The sequence below is a fragment of the Ruegeria sp. HKCCD6426 genome (genome assembly GCF_057221115.1).
Genome location: NZ_JBWVBF010000009.1, coordinates 158,408 through 180,633, shown reverse-complemented (window position 1 = coordinate 180,633; position 22,226 = coordinate 158,408). Strand labels below are relative to the sequence as shown.

Annotated in this window: 34 protein-coding genes; 33 read left to right on the top strand and 1 reads right to left on the bottom strand. The window is 55.6% G+C overall.

Translation table 11 applies throughout. From position 1 onward, the window contains the following. The 6 genes from AC2TDA_RS21075 to AC2TDA_RS21050 all read left to right on the top strand — a co-directional run. Positions 1-278 (top strand): EF-Tu C-terminal domain-related protein (locus tag AC2TDA_RS21075; RefSeq protein WP_480896842.1); only part of this gene is annotated, 278 nt, incomplete at its 5' end. 461 nt (positions 279-739) lie between these two features. Further along, positions 740-1,249 (top strand): hypothetical protein, encoded by a 510-nt coding sequence (locus tag AC2TDA_RS21070; protein ID WP_480880717.1) that lies wholly within the window; start codon positions 740-742, stop codon positions 1,247-1,249. 211 nt (positions 1,250-1,460) lie between these two features. After that, positions 1,461-1,775: a 30S ribosomal protein S10 gene (gene rpsJ, locus AC2TDA_RS21065; RefSeq protein ID WP_008756422.1), complete on the top strand. Its 315-nt coding sequence runs from the start codon at positions 1,461-1,463 to the stop codon at positions 1,773-1,775. Between the two features lie 18 nt (positions 1,776-1,793). Next, positions 1,794-2,519, top strand: a complete 726-nt coding sequence (rplC, locus tag AC2TDA_RS21060; protein WP_170515968.1) for a 50S ribosomal protein L3 — start codon at positions 1,794-1,796, stop codon at positions 2,517-2,519. Next, positions 2,516-3,133: a 50S ribosomal protein L4 gene (rplD, locus tag AC2TDA_RS21055; protein ID WP_480850360.1), complete on the top strand. Its 618-nt coding sequence runs from the start codon at positions 2,516-2,518 to the stop codon at positions 3,131-3,133. The genes rplC and rplD overlap by 4 nt, the downstream gene beginning before the upstream one ends. Beyond that, a complete protein-coding gene (locus tag AC2TDA_RS21050) occupies positions 3,130-3,426 on the top strand; it encodes a 50S ribosomal protein L23 (protein WP_009176651.1) in 297 nt (98 codons plus the stop codon). Before rplD ends, AC2TDA_RS21050 begins: the two co-directional genes overlap by 4 nt. A 153-nt stretch (positions 3,427-3,579) precedes the next feature. Here the strand turns inward: AC2TDA_RS21050 and AC2TDA_RS21045 are convergent, their stop codons facing one another. Then, entirely contained in the window at positions 3,580-5,502 is a 1,923-nt protein-coding gene (locus AC2TDA_RS21045) for a DUF3604 domain-containing protein (RefSeq protein ID WP_480880716.1), read from the bottom strand. 507 nt (positions 5,503-6,009) lie between these two features. Between AC2TDA_RS21045 and AC2TDA_RS21040 the strand changes: the two genes are divergently transcribed. From AC2TDA_RS21040 to rpsM, 27 genes are all read left to right on the top strand, one after another. Then, positions 6,010-7,044 (top strand): fatty acid desaturase, encoded by a 1,035-nt coding sequence (locus tag AC2TDA_RS21040; protein ID WP_480880714.1) that lies wholly within the window; start codon positions 6,010-6,012, stop codon positions 7,042-7,044. Between the two features lie 300 nt (positions 7,045-7,344). Beyond that, a complete protein-coding gene (locus tag AC2TDA_RS21035) occupies positions 7,345-7,779 on the top strand; it encodes a Rieske (2Fe-2S) protein (protein ID WP_480880712.1) in 435 nt (144 codons plus the stop codon). 535 nt (positions 7,780-8,314) lie between these two features. Next, complete coding sequence (rplB, locus tag AC2TDA_RS21030; protein WP_008757664.1) at positions 8,315-9,157, top strand: 50S ribosomal protein L2; 843 nt, start codon at positions 8,315-8,317, stop codon at positions 9,155-9,157. Between the two features lie 3 nt (positions 9,158-9,160). Further along, positions 9,161-9,439, top strand: coding sequence for a 30S ribosomal protein S19 (gene rpsS / locus AC2TDA_RS21025; RefSeq protein ID WP_010437056.1), 279 nt, complete (start codon positions 9,161-9,163; stop codon positions 9,437-9,439). A gap of 3 nt (positions 9,440-9,442) precedes the next feature. Then, complete coding sequence (gene rplV, locus AC2TDA_RS21020; RefSeq protein ID WP_480850369.1) at positions 9,443-9,823, top strand: 50S ribosomal protein L22; 381 nt, start codon at positions 9,443-9,445, stop codon at positions 9,821-9,823. Next, positions 9,823-10,533: a 30S ribosomal protein S3 gene (gene rpsC, locus AC2TDA_RS21015; RefSeq protein WP_299667503.1), complete on the top strand. Its 711-nt coding sequence runs from the start codon at positions 9,823-9,825 to the stop codon at positions 10,531-10,533. The genes rplV and rpsC overlap by 1 nt, the downstream gene beginning before the upstream one ends. A gap of 12 nt (positions 10,534-10,545) precedes the next feature. Then, on the top strand, positions 10,546-10,959 hold the full coding sequence (gene rplP, locus AC2TDA_RS21010; RefSeq protein WP_170498041.1) for a 50S ribosomal protein L16: 414 nt from the start codon (positions 10,546-10,548) through the stop codon (positions 10,957-10,959). Positions 10,960-11,112: 153 nt separating this feature from the next. After that, on the top strand, positions 11,113-11,733 hold the full coding sequence (locus AC2TDA_RS21005; RefSeq protein ID WP_480880710.1) for a 2OG-Fe(II) oxygenase family protein: 621 nt from the start codon (positions 11,113-11,115) through the stop codon (positions 11,731-11,733). Positions 11,734-11,936: 203 nt separating this feature from the next. Further along, on the top strand, positions 11,937-12,143 hold the full coding sequence (locus AC2TDA_RS21000; RefSeq protein ID WP_176867043.1) for a cold-shock protein: 207 nt from the start codon (positions 11,937-11,939) through the stop codon (positions 12,141-12,143). Positions 12,144-12,340: 197 nt separating this feature from the next. Continuing rightward, positions 12,341-12,766 carry an ester cyclase gene (locus AC2TDA_RS20995; protein WP_480880709.1) on the top strand — a complete coding sequence of 142 codons (426 nt, stop codon included), beginning with the start codon at positions 12,341-12,343 and terminating at the stop codon, positions 12,764-12,766. Between the two features lie 193 nt (positions 12,767-12,959). Then, on the top strand, positions 12,960-13,166 hold the full coding sequence (gene rpmC / locus AC2TDA_RS20990; RefSeq protein ID WP_037311745.1) for a 50S ribosomal protein L29: 207 nt from the start codon (positions 12,960-12,962) through the stop codon (positions 13,164-13,166). A gap of 4 nt (positions 13,167-13,170) precedes the next feature. Beyond that, the gene (rpsQ, locus tag AC2TDA_RS20985) at positions 13,171-13,401 is read left to right on the top strand and encodes a 30S ribosomal protein S17 (RefSeq protein ID WP_085823139.1); all 231 of its coding nucleotides are present in this window, start codon (positions 13,171-13,173) and stop codon (positions 13,399-13,401) included. Positions 13,402-13,476: 75 nt separating this feature from the next. After that, complete coding sequence (gene rplN / locus AC2TDA_RS20980; RefSeq protein WP_039523372.1) at positions 13,477-13,845, top strand: 50S ribosomal protein L14; 369 nt, start codon at positions 13,477-13,479, stop codon at positions 13,843-13,845. Between the two features lie 2 nt (positions 13,846-13,847). Then, positions 13,848-14,159, top strand: a complete 312-nt coding sequence (gene rplX / locus AC2TDA_RS20975; protein ID WP_480850378.1) for a 50S ribosomal protein L24 — start codon at positions 13,848-13,850, stop codon at positions 14,157-14,159. Next, a complete protein-coding gene (gene rplE / locus AC2TDA_RS20970) occupies positions 14,152-14,712 on the top strand; it encodes a 50S ribosomal protein L5 (protein ID WP_480850380.1) in 561 nt (186 codons plus the stop codon). The genes rplX and rplE overlap by 8 nt, the downstream gene beginning before the upstream one ends. A 19-nt stretch (positions 14,713-14,731) precedes the next feature. Then, on the top strand, positions 14,732-15,037 hold the full coding sequence (rpsN, locus tag AC2TDA_RS20965) for a 30S ribosomal protein S14 (RefSeq protein ID WP_010437098.1): 306 nt from the start codon (positions 14,732-14,734) through the stop codon (positions 15,035-15,037). Between the two features lie 13 nt (positions 15,038-15,050). Continuing rightward, positions 15,051-15,443 (top strand): 30S ribosomal protein S8, encoded by a 393-nt coding sequence (rpsH, locus tag AC2TDA_RS20960; protein ID WP_008757119.1) that lies wholly within the window; start codon positions 15,051-15,053, stop codon positions 15,441-15,443. Positions 15,444-15,455: 12 nt separating this feature from the next. Next, positions 15,456-15,989, top strand: a complete 534-nt coding sequence (gene rplF / locus AC2TDA_RS20955; protein ID WP_480850382.1) for a 50S ribosomal protein L6 — start codon at positions 15,456-15,458, stop codon at positions 15,987-15,989. A gap of 11 nt (positions 15,990-16,000) precedes the next feature. Next, positions 16,001-16,360, top strand: coding sequence for a 50S ribosomal protein L18 (gene rplR / locus AC2TDA_RS20950; protein ID WP_037311722.1), 360 nt, complete (start codon positions 16,001-16,003; stop codon positions 16,358-16,360). A gap of 115 nt (positions 16,361-16,475) precedes the next feature. After that, on the top strand, positions 16,476-17,045 hold the full coding sequence (gene rpsE / locus AC2TDA_RS20945; protein WP_037311720.1) for a 30S ribosomal protein S5: 570 nt from the start codon (positions 16,476-16,478) through the stop codon (positions 17,043-17,045). Between the two features lie 12 nt (positions 17,046-17,057). Further along, the gene (gene rpmD / locus AC2TDA_RS20940; protein ID WP_008757946.1) at positions 17,058-17,246 is read left to right on the top strand and encodes a 50S ribosomal protein L30; all 189 of its coding nucleotides are present in this window, start codon (positions 17,058-17,060) and stop codon (positions 17,244-17,246) included. Between the two features lie 343 nt (positions 17,247-17,589). Further along, positions 17,590-18,345: an alpha/beta fold hydrolase gene (locus tag AC2TDA_RS20935; protein ID WP_480880708.1), complete on the top strand. Its 756-nt coding sequence runs from the start codon at positions 17,590-17,592 to the stop codon at positions 18,343-18,345. Positions 18,346-18,621: 276 nt separating this feature from the next. Then, positions 18,622-18,837: a DUF1127 domain-containing protein gene (locus tag AC2TDA_RS20930; protein ID WP_480850387.1), complete on the top strand. Its 216-nt coding sequence runs from the start codon at positions 18,622-18,624 to the stop codon at positions 18,835-18,837. A 231-nt stretch (positions 18,838-19,068) separates the two neighbouring features. Then, a complete protein-coding gene (gene rplO / locus AC2TDA_RS20925; RefSeq protein ID WP_480850388.1) occupies positions 19,069-19,542 on the top strand; it encodes a 50S ribosomal protein L15 in 474 nt (157 codons plus the stop codon). Positions 19,543-19,651: 109 nt separating this feature from the next. Next, the gene (gene secY, locus AC2TDA_RS20920) at positions 19,652-21,016 is read left to right on the top strand and encodes a preprotein translocase subunit SecY (protein ID WP_480850389.1); all 1,365 of its coding nucleotides are present in this window, start codon (positions 19,652-19,654) and stop codon (positions 21,014-21,016) included. After that, positions 21,013-21,657 carry an adenylate kinase gene (locus AC2TDA_RS20915; RefSeq protein WP_480880707.1) on the top strand — a complete coding sequence of 215 codons (645 nt, stop codon included), beginning with the start codon at positions 21,013-21,015 and terminating at the stop codon, positions 21,655-21,657. Before secY ends, AC2TDA_RS20915 begins: the two co-directional genes overlap by 4 nt. 200 nt (positions 21,658-21,857) lie before the next feature. Then, positions 21,858-22,226, top strand: a complete 369-nt coding sequence (gene rpsM / locus AC2TDA_RS20910; RefSeq protein WP_008757392.1) for a 30S ribosomal protein S13 — start codon at positions 21,858-21,860, stop codon at positions 22,224-22,226.

Sequence of the window (22,226 nt, the reverse complement as noted above, 5' to 3'; positions counted from 1 at the left end):
CCAAGTTCGAAGCCGAAGCCTACATCCTGACCAAGGAAGAAGGCGGTCGTCACACTCCGTTCTTCGCGAACTACCGTCCGCAGTTCTACTTCCGGACCACTGACGTGACCGGCACCGTGACCTTGGCAGCTGGCACCGAGATGGTTATGCCCGGCGACAACGTCGGCTTCACCGTCGAGCTGATCGCCCCGATCGCGATGGAAGACGGCCTGCGTTTCGCCATCCGCGAAGGCGGCCGCACCGTCGGCGCCGGCGTCGTGTCGAAAATCATCGAGTAATCGGTAGGCCGGGCTTCAGCCCGGCACATCGGTGAGACGAACGAAGGCCGCTCCACATGGGGCGGCCTTTTTCTGTATCTCTGAAATACCTGGTCACTCCCCGATGTCGCAACTTTAGGTGCAATTTCGCACCTCCTATTGACGACCAAGGTTGTAGATACTCATTCTCGTCGCAGCGGGTCACAGGTAAAATCACAGGTATTGCATTGGAACTACTGGTCGGTTTTGCGCTTTTCACTGGCGTGGTACTAATTGGCTTAACGACTTGGGCATTCGTAATAACAAGGATTAAGGTAGCCCCGAGGGTTTTGCGTTTCCGCTGGTTGAGGTCATTGACGCTTCGCGAGCGTAGGTACCTCAGCGAGTTTGATAGTATTTTACGCAGCAAACCAAAGCGCTCGGATCAACTTAATCCTTGGTCCGAGTATTGGTCTCGCCGATTGAAAGCAGAACATCGAATAATGAAGGATGCTTGGAAACGTGCTGAGGCGCGGAAAAATCCGCCGGTTCAGATGGTATTTGCCAAACGCCCGGAAAGTGGCGAGTTGTTTAGGGCTGTGCACAAAGCTGCCCACGAAAACACAGAATTAAACCCCTATTATACGTGGTCGGAGGCTGAGAATATTGCCCAAGCTGGCAGTAATATCGAGATTCCCTTTGGGCCGCATGCTGAAGGTGTAGGTTGGACACTTGCCAATTGGGGCCTCGGCGACTTCGACCGCCTTGCTGACGTTGTTCAAAGATTGGGGGATGATGAACTTGCTGAGACGATACGTCGAGCCAGACAACTAGATTTCGACAACGAAGGAGCGCCCGAAGACGATTTGCCATTCGATCACCCAGAAGTGCGGGCTTGGGAAGAAAAAGTGCGCCAACTGGAGGATGACTTCGAGCGGATTAGAGGTGTCGAAAGGTATCAGGCGCTAGTAAACGCCTACCTAGATCAAAACTATCCGTGGGCGAGCAGGTAGTGTTCTAACGCGGCAACTACGTTCCGCTTATGAGCGTCTGCATTCGCGGTTTCCATTTCCCCCTTGCCAAACCCCACCAACCCCACTAATACGCGCGAGTTCTCACTAAGAACATCAAGGCGGGGTGATTCCCGCCTTTTGGGTTCGATGAGGGTTGGCGATGCGCGTCTGTCCTCCTCTCAACCTCAACGCCTGATAAAAGGCTGTATCTATGCAAAGCCAAAACATCCGTATTCGGCTGAAGGCATTTGACTATCGCGTTCTGGATGCCAGCACGCAAGAGATCGTCAACACTGCCAAGCGGACCGGCGCGAACGTGCGCGGCCCGATCCCGCTGCCGAACAAGATTGAGAAGTTCACGGTTCTCCGTGGCCCTCACGTTGACAAGAAATCCCGCGACCAGTTCGAGATCCGTACGCACAAGCGTCTCTTGGACATCGTTGATCCGACCCCCCAGACCGTTGACGCGCTGATGAAGCTCGACCTCGCTGCTGGTGTGGACGTCGAGATCAAGCTGCAGTCGTAAGATCGGAGGGTATAGATTATGCGCTCTGGTATTATCGCAAAAAAAGTTGGCATGACCCGCCTGTTCATGGAAGACGGCAAGCAGATCCCTGTGACCGTTCTTCACCTGGACAACCTGCAGGTTGTTGCACAGCGTACCGCTGACAAAGACGGCTACACCGCCGTTCAGCTGGGCGCCGGTGCTGCCAAGGCAAAACGCACCTCGAAGGCCATGCGCGGTCACTATGCCGCTGCCAAGGTCGAGCCCAAGCGTAAGCTGGCCGAGTTCCGCGTCTCCGAAGATGGCCTGATCGATGTGGGCGCCGAGATTTCGGCAGAACACTTCCTGGAAGGTCAGAAGGTTGACGTTTCGGGCACCTCGATCGGTAAAGGCTTTGCCGGTGCGATGAAGCGTTGGAACTTCGGCGGTCTGCGCGCCTCGCACGGTGTTTCGATCAGCCACCGTTCGCACGGTTCGACCGGTCAGTGTCAGGACCCGGGCAAGGTTTTCAAAGGCAAGAAGATGGCCGGTCACATGGGTGCTGCCCGTGTCACCACCCAGAACCTGGAAGTCGTCAAAACCGACGCCGACCGTGGTCTGGTCTTCATCAAAGGCGCCGTTCCCGGACCGAAATCGGGCTGGGTCACCGTCAAGGACGCCGTGAAGAAGAAAGCACCGGAAGGCCTGCCTTTCCCGGCTGCTGTGAAATCGGCTGCAACCGAAGCACCTGCGGAAGAAGCTCCCGCGGAAGGTGGTGAAGCATGAAACTTGATGTAATCAAACTGGACGGCGGCAAAGCCGGCGACATCGAGCTGAACGCCGATCTGTTCGGTCTCGAGCCGCGTGCGGACATCCTGCACCGTGTGGTCCGTTGGCAGCGCAACAACGCGCAGGCTGGCACTCACAAGGTGAAGACCCGCTCGGAAACCAGCTACTCGACCAAGAAGATCTATCGCCAGAAGGGCACCGGTGGCGCACGCCATGGTGACCGCAACGCGCCGATCTTTCGTGGTGGTGGCATCTACAAAGGTCCGGTCGTGCGTTCGCATGGTCATGACCTGCCGAAGAAGTTCCGCAAGCTTGGCCTGCGCCACGCTCTGTCGGCAAAAGCCAAGGCAGGTGAACTGGTCGTGATCGAAGACGCCGCATCCGAGGGCAAGACTGCCGCTCTGGCCAAACAGGTTGCAAACCTGGGCTGGAAACGCGCTCTGGTCATCGACGGTGCCACCGTGAACGAAGGTTTCGCCCGTGCAGCCGCAAACATCGAAGGTCTGGATATCCTGCCGTCGATGGGCGCAAACGTCTATGACATCCTCAAGCGTGACACTCTGGTGATCACCAAGGCGGGTGTCGAAGCACTGGAGGCTCGTCTGAAATGAGCGCGAAGGCAGAACACTACGACGTGATCCGCAAGCCGATCATCACTGAAAAGTCGACCATGGCGTCTGAAAACGGCGCGGTTGTCTTTGAAGTGGCGATCGACAGCAACAAGCCGCAGATCAAAGAGGCCGTTGAGGCGCTGTTTGGTGTCAAGGTCAAAGCGGTGAACACCACCGTGACCAAAGGCAAGGTCAAGCGGTTCCGCGGCCAGTTGGGCAAGCGGAAAGACGTCAAGAAAGCATATGTAACCCTGGAAGAGGGTAACACCATCGACGTGAGCACCGGTCTCTGATCGGAACTGTCTTTGGAAAGAAATGAAAGCCCCCGCGGATGCGGGGGCTTTTGTCTTTTTGGGGTTAGATCCCTATTGAAGAATGCGTTCAAACATTGCCCTGAAATCAGACCTGAGCCCGGACAGTATGTGAGTGATTTTCTGACCCGGTAACTAGCCCTTTGGTGTGTACCAAATGGGTGATGAGTACGCTCTTTCCTGGTGGGTAAGTTGCGCTTCCTCGGGAAGATCGATGCCAAATCTAACCTTGTCATACAGCACCCAGCGCGGTGTCGGAATTTCAAGCACGCGCACGTAATAAAACGCGCGTTCAGCGGGGTCGAAATCAGGGTCGGCCCAAACTGTAAGCAACTCTGACGAACCTATACTGTTCATCCAGCTCGCCGTTTCCAGATCCACGGTATTCCCGACTTCGGGAAGCTTCCCATTACCGTCTGGTTCTCGGTCATCCGACCACGCGACGTCATAGACTTTCTCGTGAAGGGCTCCTTCCGCGTCCATCCAGCCCTTGATAACCTGAACGCGGTCAAGGTTCGCTCCGATCGGGTCACGTAATGCGGCAATAAGGAAACTGGGTGCGCCATCGCCCTCACGTTCGCGTAGATCGCTGCCCATCGGAACACCCTTGGTGTAGCCGACATCAGCGAGCCAGCGGGTCCGAAGATCTTCATCCGTGAACTCCCAGCCTCCAAAGAACCTGAGACCAATCCTTGGCCCTGTTGTTGCATAGGTTTCCCGCCGCTTGAACGCATCGAAAATAGCCGAGCGCGTGTTTTCGGTTGCCCAAACCGCCGTATAACCCGATGCGACGAGGGTGTGGCCTTCAAACGCGCCCAGCTCACTTTCGACAAACGGGTGCTGCACTCGGGTAGGGGAGGGTTCGACGCTCACGCTCTTGCCAAAATAGTTGTCTTCTTCAGCCGTCGCCAGCGAAGTGTGACTGTCGGTCGCGCCGCCCATTCCGAATTTGTAGGGGTTAACGCCAAATTTGGCTTCGAGTGCCAGCCCGAGTTTCAATGCTTCACGGGCATATTCACCGGCCAGCATCTCGTCCGTTTTCAACTCTGTAATATCGAGGTTGCCGACATCCCAGTTCTCATAATCGGCGAACTCGTCATCCGGGCTGAGGAAGGGGTGCGCTTCGCCGTCGCCCTTGATCTGTGTGACCTCATAGTGAGGCTCCCATTTGGCGCGGTTCTGGACGTATTCTTCGTCGACTTTACCACCGTGATAAGTTTCCTCGGTCGGGAACATCCATCCGTTCGAGAGGTTTCCGTTATGCGCAAAAGCCACGGCCCGCCCGCCGGTTTCCTCCTGATACCGTTCCAACCATTCGTAAAGAATTTTTGGGTCGGTATCTCCGTGGGGAGGCTGAGTTACAGGTGGTACGAATTTCAGGGCGCGAATGGGCCCGTCACGCAACATGACATTGCGGTGCAAATTGAAGCCTTTGGGGACAGACGTCCATTCAAAACCGATCATAGCCGAGAAGCTACCTGGATCATTGTGGCGCTCGGCGGCCATGACAATGTCTTCCCAAGTAAACGCAAAGGCATCGGCGCCCGGGCTGTACGATTCCAGTAGAACTTCCGGAAGGGTTCCCTGTGAAAAGTTGCCGATTATGTCGAATGCAGCCTTTCCGGCAGCTTCTCCGCCAGCCTTATATCCCTCGTACCATTCAAGTCCCTTGGGGTCTGCCAGAATACCTGGCTTTCCGGCCTGCAAATCCGGAGCAAAGCCCATCAAATCCGTATGGTCAGTCAGCACCATCCAATCCAATGGACGTGCCAGCCTCACCGGTTGACCGGAAGAAGAAACAACCTGTTCACCTTTTGCAAACCGCCAAGCCTCATCCGGCAGCAACGTATTTCCAAATGCACCGGCATCCAATGAAAGGCCGGTGTGCAAATGCGTGTCGCCCCAAAGCGGACGTTCAGGAAAGTTTCGGTCGGCATAGGGTGAAAACGGAGGTTCTGCGAATGTCCCCTCGGCAGCTGCTTCGCTGGGCGTACCGTCTGCCAGGGAAACTGTGGGGACAAAGGTGGCCAGAGTGGTCGATAGAAGAAATCTTAGCATTCGAAACTCCTGTTTTGAACGGGCATCTGTGCCAAACTCGGTTCGATATGTTCTAAAGGTCTTGTCGTGGATTGGGCGATTATGCAGAGATGGAATGAAAAAGTAAAATATTCGAATATGAATTTGTTATGTGATTTCCCACTCATGTCCTTTGATCAAGATGTTTGGGATTGCGTGCCCGCAATAGTTTGGCCTTTGCTATCAACAGGTCAGTTTACACGTCTGAGACCAAGAATCAGGGAAGTGGCTTTGCGCCCTGCGGGGCAATCGGAATGCCGAACAGAAAGCACAAGTGAGGCTGGACGAGAGTAACACAATCGAGATGTCCATCGGTCTTGGACCGCGACCTTATTTAGCCAAACATACAAAATCCCCACAAAAGCCGATTTATCTTTTGCGTTGGCACCAAAAATTGAGCGCGAAACGTCGTGTCGGTTCCAGAATTCACTTGCTATGCCGGGGTAGTAGTCTATCCGGTCTCATACAAACAAAAGACATAGCAGGCGCATGACCAAACCTTCTCTCTCCGCCCGGGAAAAACCGGGAGTGATCGCTGCTCGTGATTGGGTTACGACGCTTGCCAAGTATCGTGAACCGAACCAGTTGCGCAGCGCGTTCGAGCTTGCCGTCAGCATAGTCCCCTTTATTGCGCTGTGGGCACTGTCCTGGATGTCTTTGTCGGTCAGCTATTGGTTGGCGTTTGCGATTTCAGTCCTCAATGCGGCCTTTCTGCTCCGTCTGTTTGCCATCCAGCATGATTGTGGGCACGGCGCGTTCTTTAAAAACAGGGCTGTCAGTGATTGGGTCGGTCGGGTGATCGGCGTGCTGACGCTGACACCTTATGATGTTTGGCGTCGCACGCATTCCACGCATCACAACAGCTCGGGTAATCTGGACAAGCGGGGCATGGGCGATGTCCACACCCTGACAGTGTCTGAATACCAATCGCAGACTCCCTGGAACCGGTTTTGGTACCGGGTGTACCGTCATCCGATCACCTTGTTCGGCTTTGGTCCCAGCTATTTGTTCCTGCTTCAAAACCGCCTTCCGCTTGGCTTGACGGGCAGCTTGAAATTCTGGGTTAGCGCGATGGGGACGAACATTGCCATCGCGACAGCGTTGTTGATCGTCTACTATTTTGGTGGCCTGATGCCGGTGCTGTTGATCTTCCTGCCCTCAACCCTGATCGCCGCGACGGCGGGCGTATGGCTGTTCTATGTGCAGCATCAGTTCGAGGATACGCACTGGGATTCCGATGAGGACTGGCAACTGCACGAGGCGGCCCTGCACGGAAGTTCGCATTACATCCTGCCATCCGTGTTGCAGTGGTTCAGTGCCAATATTGGAATCCACCACGTGCACCACCTGTACAGCCGGATTCCGTTCTACCGGCTGACCGAGGTGCTGCGGGATCATGACGAGCTGGCAAACAGCAACCGGATGACCATCCGTGAGAGCTTCGCCAATGCGCGGCTGCACCTGTGGGACGAAAAGCACCGTCGTCTGTTGTCATTTGCCGAAGCCCGCGCGCTGTATGGGTGAGGTTCCGCATTGAGCCCAAAGTGTTCTTCACAAGTCCGAACCCACGCCGCAAAGCTGTTCTAAAACACCAACTTGGTAACACCGCTTTCTTGACTAAGGGCTAAGCATTCGACACGACTAACGGGAACACAACAGGATCACACAATACAAAAACCAACTACATTGAAAAAGAATAATTTCCTATATTACACAACAGGCGGATGGTTAGTTCTAACTGTCATGGCAGGAGTTTACTTTCTGTTTCAGGCAACGTTACCTTCTGCAGACGTCGCAAGCGTTTCGCGGCCTACTGTATACACTATGGACGTGGAAAGCTTTGAACCCGGCCAGTCTGAAACGTTCCGGCTTGACGAAGTTCCAGTGGTCATTTGGCGACGAGATTTTGAGCAGAAAGTTCAGGCGCTTGAGCTCCTTGGTGTCGAATTCAACGGAAATGCGAGCCTTCTCGAGGAAGTTCGGGCTAACGACGAGATAGAAATCGAACCCGACCGCGTTTTGAGGTTTGAGTGGTTTGTCGTGAGCCCAATCAACATTGGCGGATACGGGTGCATCGTACTACCGGATGCGGGAGACTTGGGTGGTTTCTACGACCCATGCCAAGATGTTCATTTTGATCTTTGGGGGAGGGTCGAAAAAGGACCAACTGAAGTGGACCTTCAGGTTTTGCCATGGCGTATTTCTGACGATAGTAGTGCAATAATTGTCGATGTCAGCAATGCGCCACGGCTTGAATAGTAGCGCAGCAAACCGACTCCAGTGCAAGGGCAGCTTTGTCCGCATTGCGGTCGTTGCTTAGGGCGTATGATGCGAATAGGGTCACTTCCATGAAACACGTCCCCAAAGAAACTACCGATGACGCTCTTATTCAAGAGTTCCTGGATAAGGGAGGCAAAGTTAGCATTGGAAAACCAAACCTCAGCCAGCTGAATTGGGTCTTAGCAACAACGTCTGTAACAATAAGTTGACTAAGGAAGAGAAGGCCGCTCGTGACAAAAAGTGAATGTGCAGGGATGATGCTTTAGTTCGCGCTGTTGGGCGCCGAAACGTGTACGCGCGGGCTCTCTGACAAGTCTATTAGAATATATGCCGTAGCCTATAGACACCCACCCCCAACACTGTTACATGCACCCAATCTTACGGCCTCGGATTCGTTCCGGGGCTTCTGATATTTGTAACCGGGGACCTTCGGGGCCCTATACCCTTGGCACCTACGGGGGCCTATCACATAGCAGGGAAATCCCCTGCACTTGCTAAACGGAAGACAGAAAGCATGGCACTCAAGTCGTACAAGCCGACGACGCCGGGCCAGCGCGGGCTGGTGCTGATCGACCGTTCGGAGCTTTGGAAAGGACGTCCGGTCAAGTCTCTCACTGAGGGTTTGACCAAATCGGGCGGCCGGAACAACACCGGACGGATCACTTCACGCCGCCGCGGCGGTGGCGCAAAGCGTCTCTACCGGATCGTTGACTTCAAACGGAACAAATTTGATGTCGCGGCAACCGTCGAGCGGATCGAATATGACCCGAACCGGACCGCATTCATCGCACTGGTAAAATACGAAGACGGCGAGCAGGCATATATCCTTGCTCCGCAGCGTCTGGCTGTTGGTGACAAAGTCGTGGCATCCGCCAAGGCCGACATCAAGCCGGGCAACGCAATGCCGTTCTCGGGCATGCCAATCGGTACCATCGTCCACAACATCGAGATGAAGCCTGGCAAAGGCGGTCAGATCGCACGTGCGGCTGGTACTTACGCTCAGTTCGTTGGTCGCGATGGCGGCTACGCTCAGATCCGTCTGAGCTCGGGCGAGCTGCGCATGGTCCGTCAGGAATGCATGGCCACCGTTGGTGCCGTGTCCAACCCCGACAACTCGAACCAGAACCTCGGTAAAGCCGGTCGTATGCGCCACAAAGGCGTGCGTCCGTCGGTTCGTGGTGTTGCAATGAACCCGATCGATCACCCGCACGGTGGTGGTGAAGGTCGTACCTCGGGTGGCCGTACGCCGGTTACACCGTGGGGTAAGGACACCAAGGGTAAGCGTACCCGCAACAAGAACAAAGCGTCCCAGAAGCTGATCATCCGCTCGCGGCACGCCAAGAAGAAGGGACGTTAATCTATGTCTCGCTCTGTTTGGAAGGGTCCTTTCGTCGATGCTTACGTGCTGAAAAAAGCCGAAGCAGCGCGCGAGTCGGGCCGCAACGAAGTCATCAAGATCTGGTCGCGTCGTTCCACCATTCTGCCCCAGTTCGTGGGTCTGACCTTTGGTGTGTACAACGGCCATAAGCATATCCCCGTCAACGTCTCGGAAGACATGATCGGTCAGAAGTTCGGTGAATACTCGCCGACTCGGACTTATTACGGTCACGCCGCAGACAAAAAAGCGAAGCGGAAGTAAGTCATGGGCAAGGAAAAGAACCCCCGCCGCGTGGCCGAAAACGAAGCAATGGCGAAAACGCGCATGCTCCGTACCAGCCCGCAGAAACTGAACCTGGTTGCGCAGATGATCCGCGGCAAGAAAGTTGAGAAGGCTCTGACCGACCTGACTTTCTCGAACAAGCGTGTCGCGCAGGACGTCAAGAAGTGCCTGCAGTCCGCAATCGCCAACGCCGAGAACAACCACAACCTGGACGTCGACGAGCTGATCGTCGCCGAAGCCTGGGTTGGCAAGAACCTGATCATGAAGCGCGGTCGCCCGCGGGCCCGTGGTCGGTTCGGCAAGATTCTGAAGCCGTTCTCGGAGATCACCATCAAGGTGCGTCAAGTTGAGGAGCAAGCCTAATGGGTCATAAAGTCAATCCGATCGGCATGCGCCTGCAGGTCAACCGCACCTGGGACAGCCGCTGGTACGCAGATACCAAGGACTACGGTGATCTTCTGCTGGAAGATCTGAAGATCCGTGAGTTCATCAACAAAGAGTGCAAGCAGGCCGGCATCGCCCGTGTGATCATCGAACGTCCTCACAAAAAGTGCCGCGTTACGATCCACACAGCACGTCCGGGTGTCATCATCGGCAAGAAAGGCGCGGACATTGAAGTTCTGCGCAAGAAAATCGCCCTGATGACTGACAGCGAACTGCACCTGAACATCGTCGAAGTGCGCAAGCCCGAGCTTGACGCGCAGCTGGTTGCCGAGTCCATCGCTCAGCAGCTGGAGCGTCGGGTTTCGTTCCGTCGCGCGATGAAGCGGTCTGTTCAGAACGCCATGCGCATGGGCTCTCTGGGTATCCGGGTGAACGTCGCTGGCCGTCTGGGCGGCGCTGAGATCGCACGGACCGAGTGGTACCGCGAAGGCCGCGTGCCTTTGCACACCCTGCGTGCCGACATCGATTACGCACATGCCGAAGCGATGACCCCCTACGGGATCATCGGGATCAAGGTCTGGATCTTCAAAGGTGAGATCATGGAGCACGATCCGCAGGCACGTGACCGTAAAGCACAGGAACTCCAGGACGGCCCTGCACCTCGTGGTGCTGGTGGCGGTCGTCGCTAAGGAGGGAAAGATATGCTTCAACCAAAGCGTACTAAATTCCGCAAGATGCACAAAGGCCGGATCAAGGGTGAAGCCAAGGGCGGCTCTGATCTGAACTTTGGCACCTACGGTCTGAAAGCACTGCAGCCCGAGCGCGTCACTGCGCGTCAGATCGAAGCTGCACGTCGTGCCATGACCCGTCACATGAAACGTCAAGGTCGCGTTTGGATTCGGATCTTCCCGGATACTCCAGTGACCTCGAAGCCTACCGAAGTCCGTATGGGTAAAGGTAAAGGCTCCGTTGACTTCTGGGCAGCGAAAGTGAAGCCCGGACGCGTGATGTTCGAGATTGATGGCGTCAATGACGACATCGCCCGCGAGGCCCTGCGCCTGGCCGCGATGAAGCTGCCGATCAAAACCCGCGTCGTGGTTCGCGAAGACTGGTAAACGTTTGGGGGTGACCCCGTTCGCCAAAAGAAAAGCCCCCGCCGGGAAACCGGCGGGGGTTTTGTTTAAGCGGCGCTGCCCCCGGCGCGGCAGGCCGCGACTCGCAAAAAGTCCCCTCTCGCCTCGGACACAAGGCTGAGATAAGAGAGCACCATGTCACAGATTGAATCACTCTTTGTTACCCGGCTCTATCGCTCAGCTTTGTCCGAGTTCGATCCCAAGATCGACGCGGAGGAACTGGAAAGCTCATGCCTTGTCATCGCCGAGGACGATGAGGCCGGTCAGGACTGGTGCGAACAGAATGGCTATCCCGGTTATACCAGTTATGCCTCGCTGACCGATCTGCCCTGGCGGTTCCCGATCTTTGCCGATCTGGTCAAAGTGCTGGATCAGCATGTGGCCGCCTTTGCCGAGGACCTCGAGTTCGACCTTGATGATCGGCAACTGAAGCTCGAAGATTTGTGGATCAACATTCTGCCAGAAGGCGGAATGCATGCCAGCCACCTTCACCCGCACAGTGTAATCTCTGGTACAACCTATGTGGCTATGCCCGAAGGCGCCAGCGCGCTGAAACTGGAAGATCCCCGCTCAGCCCGCATGATGGCCGCGCCGGTGCGCCGGAAAGAGGCGCGGCGCGAGTTGCAGCCGTTCATCTATATGAAGCCCAAGGTGGGGGATGTCCTGCTGTGGGAAAGCTGGCTGCGCCACGAAGTGCCGATGAACATGGCAGAAGACGAGCGGATTAGTGTCAGCTTTAACTATCGCTGGGACTGACACGGTCGCCTTTGCGATCACGATTCAAGACTTTACGCGAATATTCCTTGCAATGTGCCGGAACATCAACGATGTGAGGCACGCTTTCGTTTTTCTTTTTCGACCACTGTCTTCCGGTTCTTCGGCGTTCAGTCTTTCGATCCAGACCGACAACGCCGAGCTGTCGCAATTCCGCGGGCAGCATTTCTTAGGAGACTATGGATATGGCCAATGGCACCGTAAAATGGTTCAACTCGACTAAAGGTTTTGGCTTCATCGCACCGGAGACCGGTGGCAAAGACGTGTTTGTACACATCTCTGCTGTCGAGCGCTCGGGTCTGACCGGCCTGGCCGACGACCAGAAAGTAACATTCGACATTGAGCCCGGCCGTGACGGTCGCGAGTCGGCTGTGAATATCGCTCTGGCGTAAGTCACTCAGACTTAGACAGTTGAAGACGCGGTCTCGTGCAAACGAGGCCGCGTTTTGCGTTTTCAAATAAAATCCAAAGAACTCCGGACAGTGTTACGACACTCCTCTGGCTGAATTTGTCAAATCTCAATCTGAGGGAATCTGAAGCCAACTCATATCCAATACTGTATTCCTTGTGGATCAAGGAGGTATTCAGCATGAAAGAAGCAGAAAGGGTGGTTCGCCAATTCCATGAAAGTTGGGGCATGCGGGATCCTGATCGTGGCGCGGAAGTGATCGCCGAAGATTGCCAGTTCGAAGATGTTGCTCGCGAAGAAAAGCAACTTGGCAAGCAGGCATATAAAGAGGATTACGAGCGTTGGCGAATGGCATTCCCAGATGGAGAATGCATCGTGGATAATGTGATTGTCAGCGAATGCGGTGAATGGGCAATCGTAGAGTTCCACAATACCGGAACCCACACCGGTGTTCTGCACTCGAGCGTCGGAGTTTTCGAACCAACCGGAAAGCGATACGAAGTTCGCTACTGCTCAGTAATGCGCGTGATAGGTGGCATGGTTGTTGAGGGGCGAGACTATTACGACAGCGCCACTATCGCACGGCATCTAGGCTTGGTGAAGTAACCAACGAGTAGCGTGTTGGGGTAGGCGGAAGATTCCTAAACTTTCCCTTGCCACCCACCCCCGAACCCCTTATAGAGCGGCATCTTGCGTTCCCCCGGCTGAGTCGGGGGATTCGTATGTCTATCATTCATCCACCAGGTCAAAGGTGACCCTGTAAGGGGCCTTCTGGTGTTTTGAGCAAAGGAAAAAGGCGATGAACGCCCAAGAACTGCGTGACAAGACCCCGGACCAGCTCCGCGAGGAACTGGCCAACCTGAAGAAAGAAAGCTTTAACCTGCGCTTTCAACAGGCAACCGGTCAGCTGGAAAGCACCGCCGGCATCAAAGCGGCCCGCCGCAACGCTGCCCGCGTCAAAACCATTCTGAACGAAAAGGCCGCTGCTGCGGCATCCGAGGAGTAATCAGATGCCCAAGCGTATCCTGTCCGGCACCGTAACCAGCGACGCAAACGAACAGACCGTAACCGTTTCGGTTGAACGGCGCTTCAAGCACCCGCTGCTGCACAAAACCGTTCGTAAGTCCAAGAAATACCGGGCTCATGACGAAAAGAACGCCTTCAAGGTCGGCGATACAGTCCGCATCATCGAATGCGCGCCGAAATCGAAGACGAAACGTTGGGAAGTTCTGGAAGCGTAAGCTTCCGGGATTTTTCATTTGTCGAAACCCTGGGGGATTTAACGAGACCAGCCCCCACAGGTCGGGAGAAACCACATGATCCAGATGCAGACCAATCTGGATGTCGCTGACAACTCCGGCGCACGCCGAGTTCAGTGCATCAAGGTTCTGGGTGGTTCCAAGCGTAAATACGCCTCCGTCGGCGACATCATTGTCGTCTCGGTGAAGGAAGCCATCCCACGCGGCCGCGTGAAGAAAGGTGACGTCCGCAAGGCCGTCGTCGTGCGCACCGCAAAAGAAGTCCGTCGTGAAGACGGCACCGCGATCCGGTTCGATCGCAACGCCGCCGTCATCCTGAACAACAACAATGAGCCGATCGGTACCCGTATCTTTGGCCCCGTGGTTCGCGAACTGCGCGGCAAGAACTTCATGAAGATCATCTCGCTCGCTCCGGAGGTGCTGTAATCATGGCTGCTAAACTCCGCAAAGGCGACAAGGTCGTCGTGCTGGCCGGCAAGGACAAGGGCAAAGAGGGAACTATCACCTCGGTTGACCCGAAAGCCGGTAAAGCTGTTGTTGATGGCGTGAATATCGCTATCCGTCACACGCGCCAGACCCAGAACTCGCAAGGTGGTCGCCTGCCTCAGGCAAACCCGATCGAGCTGTCGAACCTGGCTCTGCTGGACAAAAACGGCAAAGCAACCCGCGTTGGCTTCCGCATGGAAGGTGACAAGAAGGTGCGTTTCGCCAAGACCACGGGGGACGTGATCGATGCTTGATAACGCAACCTATACCCCGCGTCTGAAAGCTCAGTACGCTGAAACCATCCGTGCCGCTCTGAAAGAAGAGTTCGGCTACAAGAACGACATGCAGCTGCCAAAGCTGGAAAAAATCGTTCTGAACATCGGTTGTGGTGCAGAAGCTGTCAAAGACTCGAAGAAAGCCAAAGCAGCCGTCGAGGATCTGACTGCGATTGCTGGTCAGAAGGCTGTTGCAACGCTGGCGAAAAAGTCGATCGCGGGCTTCCGCGTCCGTGAAGACATGCCGCTGGGTGCGAAGGTAACCCTGCGCGGTGACCGGATGTACGAATTCCTGGATCGTCTGATCACCATCGCGATGCCGCGTATTCGTGACTTCCGCGGTGTGAAGCCGTCTTTTGATGGTCGTGGCAACTTTGCCATGGGCATGAAAGAGCACATCGTGTTCCCGGAAATCGACTTCGACAAGGTCGACGAGGTCTGGGGCCTGGATATCGTAATCACCACCACAGCGAAAACCGACGCTGAAGGTAAGGCATTGTTGAAAGCGTTCAACATGCCCTTCAACGCCTAAGCGCCGGGAGGATTGAGACATGGCTAAAAAAGCAATGATCGAACGCGAGAAGAAGCGCGAACGCCTGGTGGCCAAATATGCCGCAAAGCGTGCCGAGCTGAAAGAAATCGCGAATGACGAAAGCAAGCCGATGGAAGAGCGTTTCAAAGCGCGTCTGAAACTGGCGAAACTGCCGCGCAACAGCTCGGCAACCCGTCTTCACAACCGCTGCCAGCTCACCGGCCGTCCTCATGCTTACTACCGTAAGCTGAAGGTCAGCCGTATTGCGCTGCGCGAGCTGGGTTCTGCTGGTCAGATCCCCGGCATGGTGAAATCGAGCTGGTAAGGGAGAGACAGATATGAACGATCCTATCGGCGATATGCTCACCCGTATCCGCAACGCGCAAATGCGTGGCAAGTCCACCGTTTCCACTCCGGCTTCCAAGCTGCGTGGTTGGGTTCTGGACGTGCTGGCGGACGAAGGTTACATCCGTGGCTACGAGGCGACGACCGGTGAAAACGGTCATCCGGCCATCGAAATCAGCCTGAAATACTACGAAGGCACTCCTGTTATTCGCGAACTGAAGCGGGTCTCGAAACCCGGTCGCCGCGTGTACATGGGCGTCAATGACATCCCGCAGGTCCGTCAGGGTCTGGGCGTGTCGATTGTCAGCACTCCGAAAGGTGTGATGTCGGACCAGAACGCTCGCTCCAACAATGTTGGCGGCGAAGTGCTCTGCACCGTCTTCTAAGGAGGTCTGTCAATGTCTCGTATTGGTAAAAAACCGGTCGAGCTGCCCAGTGGCGTCACTGCTACTGTGTCTGGCCAGACCATCGAAGTCAAAGGCCCGAAAGGGACCCGCAGCTTCAACGCCACCGACGATGTGACACTCGCTGTCGAAGACAACGTAGTCACCATCACACCCCGTGGCATGTCCAAGCGTGCGCGCCAGCAGTGGGGCATGAGCCGCACTATGGTCGCCAATCTGATTGAAGGCGTGACCAACGGCTTCAAAAAAGAGCTGGAGATCCAGGGTGTTGGTTACCGGGCTCAGATGCAGGGCAACACCCTGAAGCTGAACCTGGGCTACAGCCACGATGTTGATTTCACTGCCCCGGAAGGTGTCACCATCACCGCACCTAAGCAGACCGAGATCGTTGTGGAAGGTATCGACCAGCAGCAGGTGGGCGAAGTCGCGGCCAAAATCCGTGAATGGCGCCGTCCCGAGCCCTATAAGGGCAAAGGCATCCGCTACAAGGGCGAATTCATCTTCCGCAAAGAAGGCAAGAAGAAGTAAGGACGCAAACAATGGCAAACAGCAAAAGAACCCTGTTTCTGAAGCGCCGCCTGCGCGTTCGGAACAAACTTCGCAAGGTCAACGCGGGTCGTCCTCGTCTGTCCGTACACCGTTCGAACAAGAACATCTCTGTTCAGCTGATCGACGACGTGCGTGGCGTGACCCTGGCCTCGGCCTCGAGCCTGGAAAAAGATCTGGGTATCGTTGGCAAGAACAACGTCGAAGCGGCCACCAAAGTGGGCGCGGCTATCGCCGAGCGTGCCAAGAAGGCAGGCGTCGAAGAGGCCTATTTCGATCGTGGCGGCTTCCTGTTCCACGGCAAGGTGAAGGCTCTGGCCGACGCTGCGCGTGAAGGTGGTCTGAAGATCTAAGACTTGAGGGCGGTTTTCGAACCGCCCCGATGATCCGGGGGCCTCGGCAACAGTCGGGGCTCACTTGGATTGAACAAACGGCGTCGATAGCGCCACTTAAGAAAGGGATGCCAAAATGGCAGAACGTGATAACCGCCGGGGCCGTGGTCGTGACCGCGACGAAACTCCGGAATTCGCAGATCGTCTGGTTGCGATCAACCGTGTGTCGAAAACCGTAAAAGGTGGTAAGCGCTTTGGCTTCGCCGCTCTGGTGGTCGTCGGCGATCAGAAAGGCCGCGTCGGCTTTGGCAAGGGTAAAGCGAAAGAAGTACCCGAGGCCATCCGTAAGGCGACCGAACAAGCCAAGCGTCAGATGATCCGCGTGCAACTGCGCGAAGGTCGGACCCTGCACCACGATATCGAAGGCCGTCACGGCGCCGGTAAAGTGGTTATGCGTACCGCACCTGAAGGTACTGGTATCATCGCCGGTGGTCCGATGCGTGCCGTGTTCGAAATGCTGGGCGTCAAGGACGTTGTGTCCAAGTCGCTGGGCTCGCAGAACCCGTACAACATGATCCGCGCAACCATCAACGGCCTGACCAAAGAGCAGAGCCCGCGTTCGGTTGCACAGCGTCGTGGCAAAAAGGTTGCTGACATCCTGCCCAAGCGGGACGAAGCCCCAGCTGCTGCTGAAGCAGAAGCATAAGGAGAGCGACCCATGGCAAAAACGATCGTCGTCAAGCAGATCGGTTCCCCGATCCGTCGTCCCGCCGAACAGCGCGCAACCCTGATCGGTCTGGGCCTGAACAAGATGCACAAAACCCGTGAGCTGGAGGATACTCCCTCGGTCCGCGGCATGGTCAACAAGATCCCGCATCTGGTTGAGATTATCGAAGAACGCGGCTAAGCGCGAATTCTTTGAAAGAAAAGAAGCGCCTCCGATCCAGTCGGGGGCGTTTTTGTTGCGACCGCAGTTTTGCGCATTGTCAGCTCAGAAACAACGGAATGCTATTCGATGAAACTTCTTTGCGCCTTAATAGCTTCTTCTTTTGAGGGCCACGTCCCGTCCACCTATTGTCTTGAACAGCCGGTTCCTGTTCGTTGTATACGAGTAATTGGAGTACGCTTTTCCGTATGCCATTTATGCCATACCCTTTCCTCTGCCGCATAAAGATTCTTGTCATGTTTGCGACGACTGGCGTTGCAAGCGAGATGTCGCGTCGCGGCATCTCGGATGTCAGAGGACGACTATGACTATCGATCGTTCAGTCTCTACAGACTCGGGGCTAATTCAGCTTACCACCGAGCCGCCGCTCTCGGTGTCCTACCTTCCGGGCCAGGGTGACACTCTGGTGATAAGTCTTGCAGGCGTGGGCAGCAAGCGCGGTGAGCAACCGCCGTTAGAGTTCTTCGAAATGGCGTCCCAAAACAGGACACACCACGTTCTTTTTGTATCCGACGCCTCACGCAGTTGGCTGAATGGCCCCGGCTTGGCCGAGAGAATAGTAAGAGTGATCGAAGAGACTGCCCATAGGATAAATGCAAGGCAAATAGTAGCTCTGGGAAATTCCATGGGCGGCACGATGGCACTGCTTTTGGCCCAGATTACACGGATCGACATTGTGGTTGCCATTGTGCCGCAGTTTTCCGCTCATCCGCAACGTGTGCCCGAGGAAACCCGCTGGATGTTCTTTCGGAAAAAGATCACCCACTGGCCCTTCGAAGCTGTCGAAAAACTTCCCACCACTACCACGCAAACCGTCATTCTGCACGGCGGAACGCCTGACGAACGAGTGCATCTCGACCAATTCCCACGCGATCAAAAAGCGGCGCATTTCGTCTTTCCCGAGATAGGGCACCGGCTCGCTTCGCAGTTACACTGTCAAAAAAAGCTCAGCCCAATCATTGAATATGCGATTGCCGGCAAGATGATGAAGCTCCGCCGCGCCGTAGAAGGGGCCGGAGGCATTCCGCGCGATGTAATTGACGCGATACATCAGCAATAAAGGCCATCCGAGTAAAAGCAGACTTTGGGAATCGGACACCTTGCTGATGTCGATATTGCGCCCGTGAGGCAAAGGTCCGGGCAACCCCGCATCGCGTCCGTTAGTTAAATGTCGCATCTTGCACTGTGTTCGCTCTGCCATTCGCCAAACGCATACCGGCTAGACTAAAACTTGCGTTGTTAGCGATACCGCCTAGGCCTATCTCAGCCTTGTCCAAACAAGGAACAAACAAGTGACATCGGGGAATACGCCCCGACATTCGAAAGGAATAGAGATATGGCACACACAGCAACACTGACACATGGCGGCTTCAACCTGACCGCCCGTATTGCAAACCTGATCGAGCGCGTGAAAGAAAACCGCGCCCGGGCGAGCGAATACAACCGCACTTACGCCGAGCTTCAGCGTCTGTCCAAACGCGAGCTGGACGATATCGGGCTTCGCCGCTGCGACATCGCGGACATTGCGCGTCAGCACGCATATTGCTCGTAAATCAGCGCAGCTGATATCCGAACAGTGAGGCGCCGTTTGGCGCCTCTTTTGTATCCTGCATTCTGATCATGAGATGACTGTCGCTAGGTCGGAAGTCACAACAAACCTTGCAACCGATGTCGCAAAGCTGTATCGGGCTCCGGTGGCATTGTGTCCACGAGAATCAAAACCAAGAAATGCCGTGTCTGACCCATCACGCTTCGGGGTCATTTCCGGCGAAGGAGAAGCGATATGAAACTGCACGAATTGCGCGACAATCCTGGCGCCACACCGAAACGCACCCGCGTTGGCCGTGGTCCGGGTTCCGGCAAAGGTAAAATGGGTGGCCGTGGTATCAAGGGTCAGAAATCCCGTTCGGGTGTGGCCATCAACGGTTACGAAGGCGGCCAGATGCCGCTGTACCAACGTCTGCCCAAGCGTGGCTTCAACAAGCCGAACCGCAAGGAATTCGCCGTCATTAACCTGGGCCTGATCCAGAAGTTCGTCGATGCCGGCAAGCTGGACGCCAAGGCTGCGATCACTGAGGACGCACTGGTTGCATCCGGTCTGGTCCGTCGCAAGCTGGATGGTGTCCGCATCCTGGCAAAGGGTGAAATCAGCGCCAAGGTGAACCTGGAGGTCACCGGTGCTTCGAAAGCTGCCGTTGAGGCAGTTGAAAAAGCGGGCGGTTCACTGAAAGTCACAAAAGCTGCTGCGGCAGAGTAAGCGCTTGTGAGCGGGCAAAGACCCGCTTACATAGACTTCAGAGTTTTCCAAGACGCCGTCCGAGCCGGAAAACGGTTCCGGGCGGCGTTTGCATAAGAGAGACCGATTTATGGTATCAGCAGCAGAACAAATGGCAGCCAACACTAGCTGGGCTGCTTTGGGCAAAGCCACCGATCTGCGCAACCGCATCCTGTTCACGCTGGGTTTGTTGATCGTCTACCGTCTGGGCACATTTATTCCGGTGCCGGGGATCGATGGTGCGGCCTTGCGCGAATTCATGGAGCAGGCGGGGCAGGGCATCGGCGGCATGGTTTCGATGTTCACCGGCGGAGCGCTGGGAAGAATGGGTATCTTTGCCCTTGGCATCATGCCCTATATTTCGGCCTCGATCATCGTACAGCTGCTGACGTCGATGGTTCCCGCGCTCGAACAACTCAAAAAAGAGGGCGAGCAGGGGCGCAAGAAAATCAACCAATACACCCGCTTCGGGACTGTGGCTCTGGCCACTGTTCAGGCCTATGGTCTGGCGGTGTCCTTGGAATCGGGCGATCTGGCGACCGATCCTGGCCTCTATTTCCGTATGTCGACCATGATCACTCTGGTCGGTGGTACTATGTTCCTGATGTGGCTGGGTGAACAGATCACCGCGCGCGGCATCGGCAATGGTATCTCGCTGATCATTTTTGTTGGTATCATCGCCGAGGTTCCCGCTGCACTGGCGCAGTTCTTTGCTTCTGGTCGTTCCGGGGCAATCAGCCCGGCTGTGATCGTTGGCGTGATCCTTATGGTGATCGCAGTGATCACTTTCGTGGTCTTCATGGAACGCGCGCTGCGCAAGATCCATATCCAATACCCTCGTCGTCAGGCCGGTATGAAGATTTATGAAGGTGGTTCCAGCCATCTGCCGGTTAAAGTTAACCCCGCGGGCGTTATCCCGGCGATCTTTGCAAGCTCGCTGCTACTGTTGCCTGTGACGATATCGACCTTCTCGTCAGGCGCGACCAACGGTCCGATCATGTCCTGGCTGCTGGCCAATTTCGGCCCGGGACAGCCGCTGTATCTGCTGTTCTTCGCCTCGATGATCGTTTTCTTCGCCTATTTTTACACCTTCAACGTTTCGTTCAAGCCGGACGATGTCGCGGACAACCTGAAGAAGCAGAATGGTTTTGTGCCCGGGATCCGTCCCGGCAAGAAGACCGCCGAGTATCTGGAGTATGTGGTCAACCGCGTTCTGGTTCTGGGTTCGGCTTATCTGGCGGCGGTCTGTCTGCTGCCTGAGATCCTGCGGGGTCAGTTCGCCATCCCGTTCTATTTCGGCGGCACCTCGGTTCTGATTATCGTCTCTGTGACCATGGACACGATCCAACAAGTCCAGAGCCACCTGCTGGCGCATCAATACGAAGGGCTTATTGAAAAGTCCCAGCTGCGCGGCAAAGGCAAGAAACGTGGCAGAAAGGGAGCTGCTCGTCGATGAACATCATTCTTCTTGGCCCCCCGGGGGCCGGCAAAGGTACGCAGGCGCGGCACCTCGTTGAAACACGCGGCATGGTGCAACTGAGCACCGGTGACATGCTGCGCGAAGCCAAAACCTCGGGCACGGAAATGGGCAAGAAGGTTGCCGCGATCATGGATGCCGGAAAACTGGTGACCGACGAGATCGTGATTGGTTTGATCGAAGAGAAACTAACCACCGAAACAGGAGCAGGGTTCATTTTTGACGGGTTCCCGCGTACTTTGGCTCAGGCGGATGCGCTGGCTGCACTGCTTGCTAAACTAGGTCAGTCACTGCACACCGTGATCGAAATGCGTGTGGACGATGACGCGTTGGTCGACCGTATCACTGCGCGTTCGACCTGCTCGGGCTGTGGCGAGGTTTATAACGACAAGACTAAACCGATTCCTGCGGATGGTATTTGCACCAATTGCGGTCAGAGGACAGAGTTCACCCGTCGGGCAGATGACAACGAAGATAGCTTGCGCACACGTCTGATGGAATACTACAAAAAGACGTCTCCTCTGATCGGCTACTACTATGCCAAGGGTGATCTGCGTCCCGTCAATGGGCTTGCCGACATCAAGGAAGTTACGGCTTCGATCGAGGCTATTCTCGGCTAAATTGTATATGGGCTTGACGGCACGGTCAAAAGCCCATATCGACCCACATCCCTTTGGGAATCACTACCGCGTACGGGATTCGTTCCGCGCGCATTTACTACCTCGTACAAATACTGGGCCCGCTGGCGTCACTGCCAAGGTCAAGTGTTGTGAAAAAAGGTTCCGGAGCTACGGAACCGCAACAAAAAGGAAAGTGACACGTGGCACGTATTGCCGGCGTAAACATCCCGACTGCAAAGCGGGTACCTATCGCCCTCACATATATCACCGGTATCGGCAACACCTCGGCTAAAGCGATCTGCGAAGCCGTGGGCATTGAAGCGCACCGTCGCGTCAATGAACTGTCGGATGCCGAAGTTCTGGCCATCCGCGAGCACATCGACGCAAACTTCACCGTTGAAGGTGACCTGCGTCGTGAAGTTCAGATGAACGTTAAGCGCCTGATGGACCTGGGCTGCTACCGCGGTCTGCGTCACCGCCGCAACCTGCCGGTTCGCGGTCAGCGTACCCACACCAATGCTCGTACCCGCAAAGGCCCCGCAAAGGCCATTGCCGGTAAGAAGAAATAA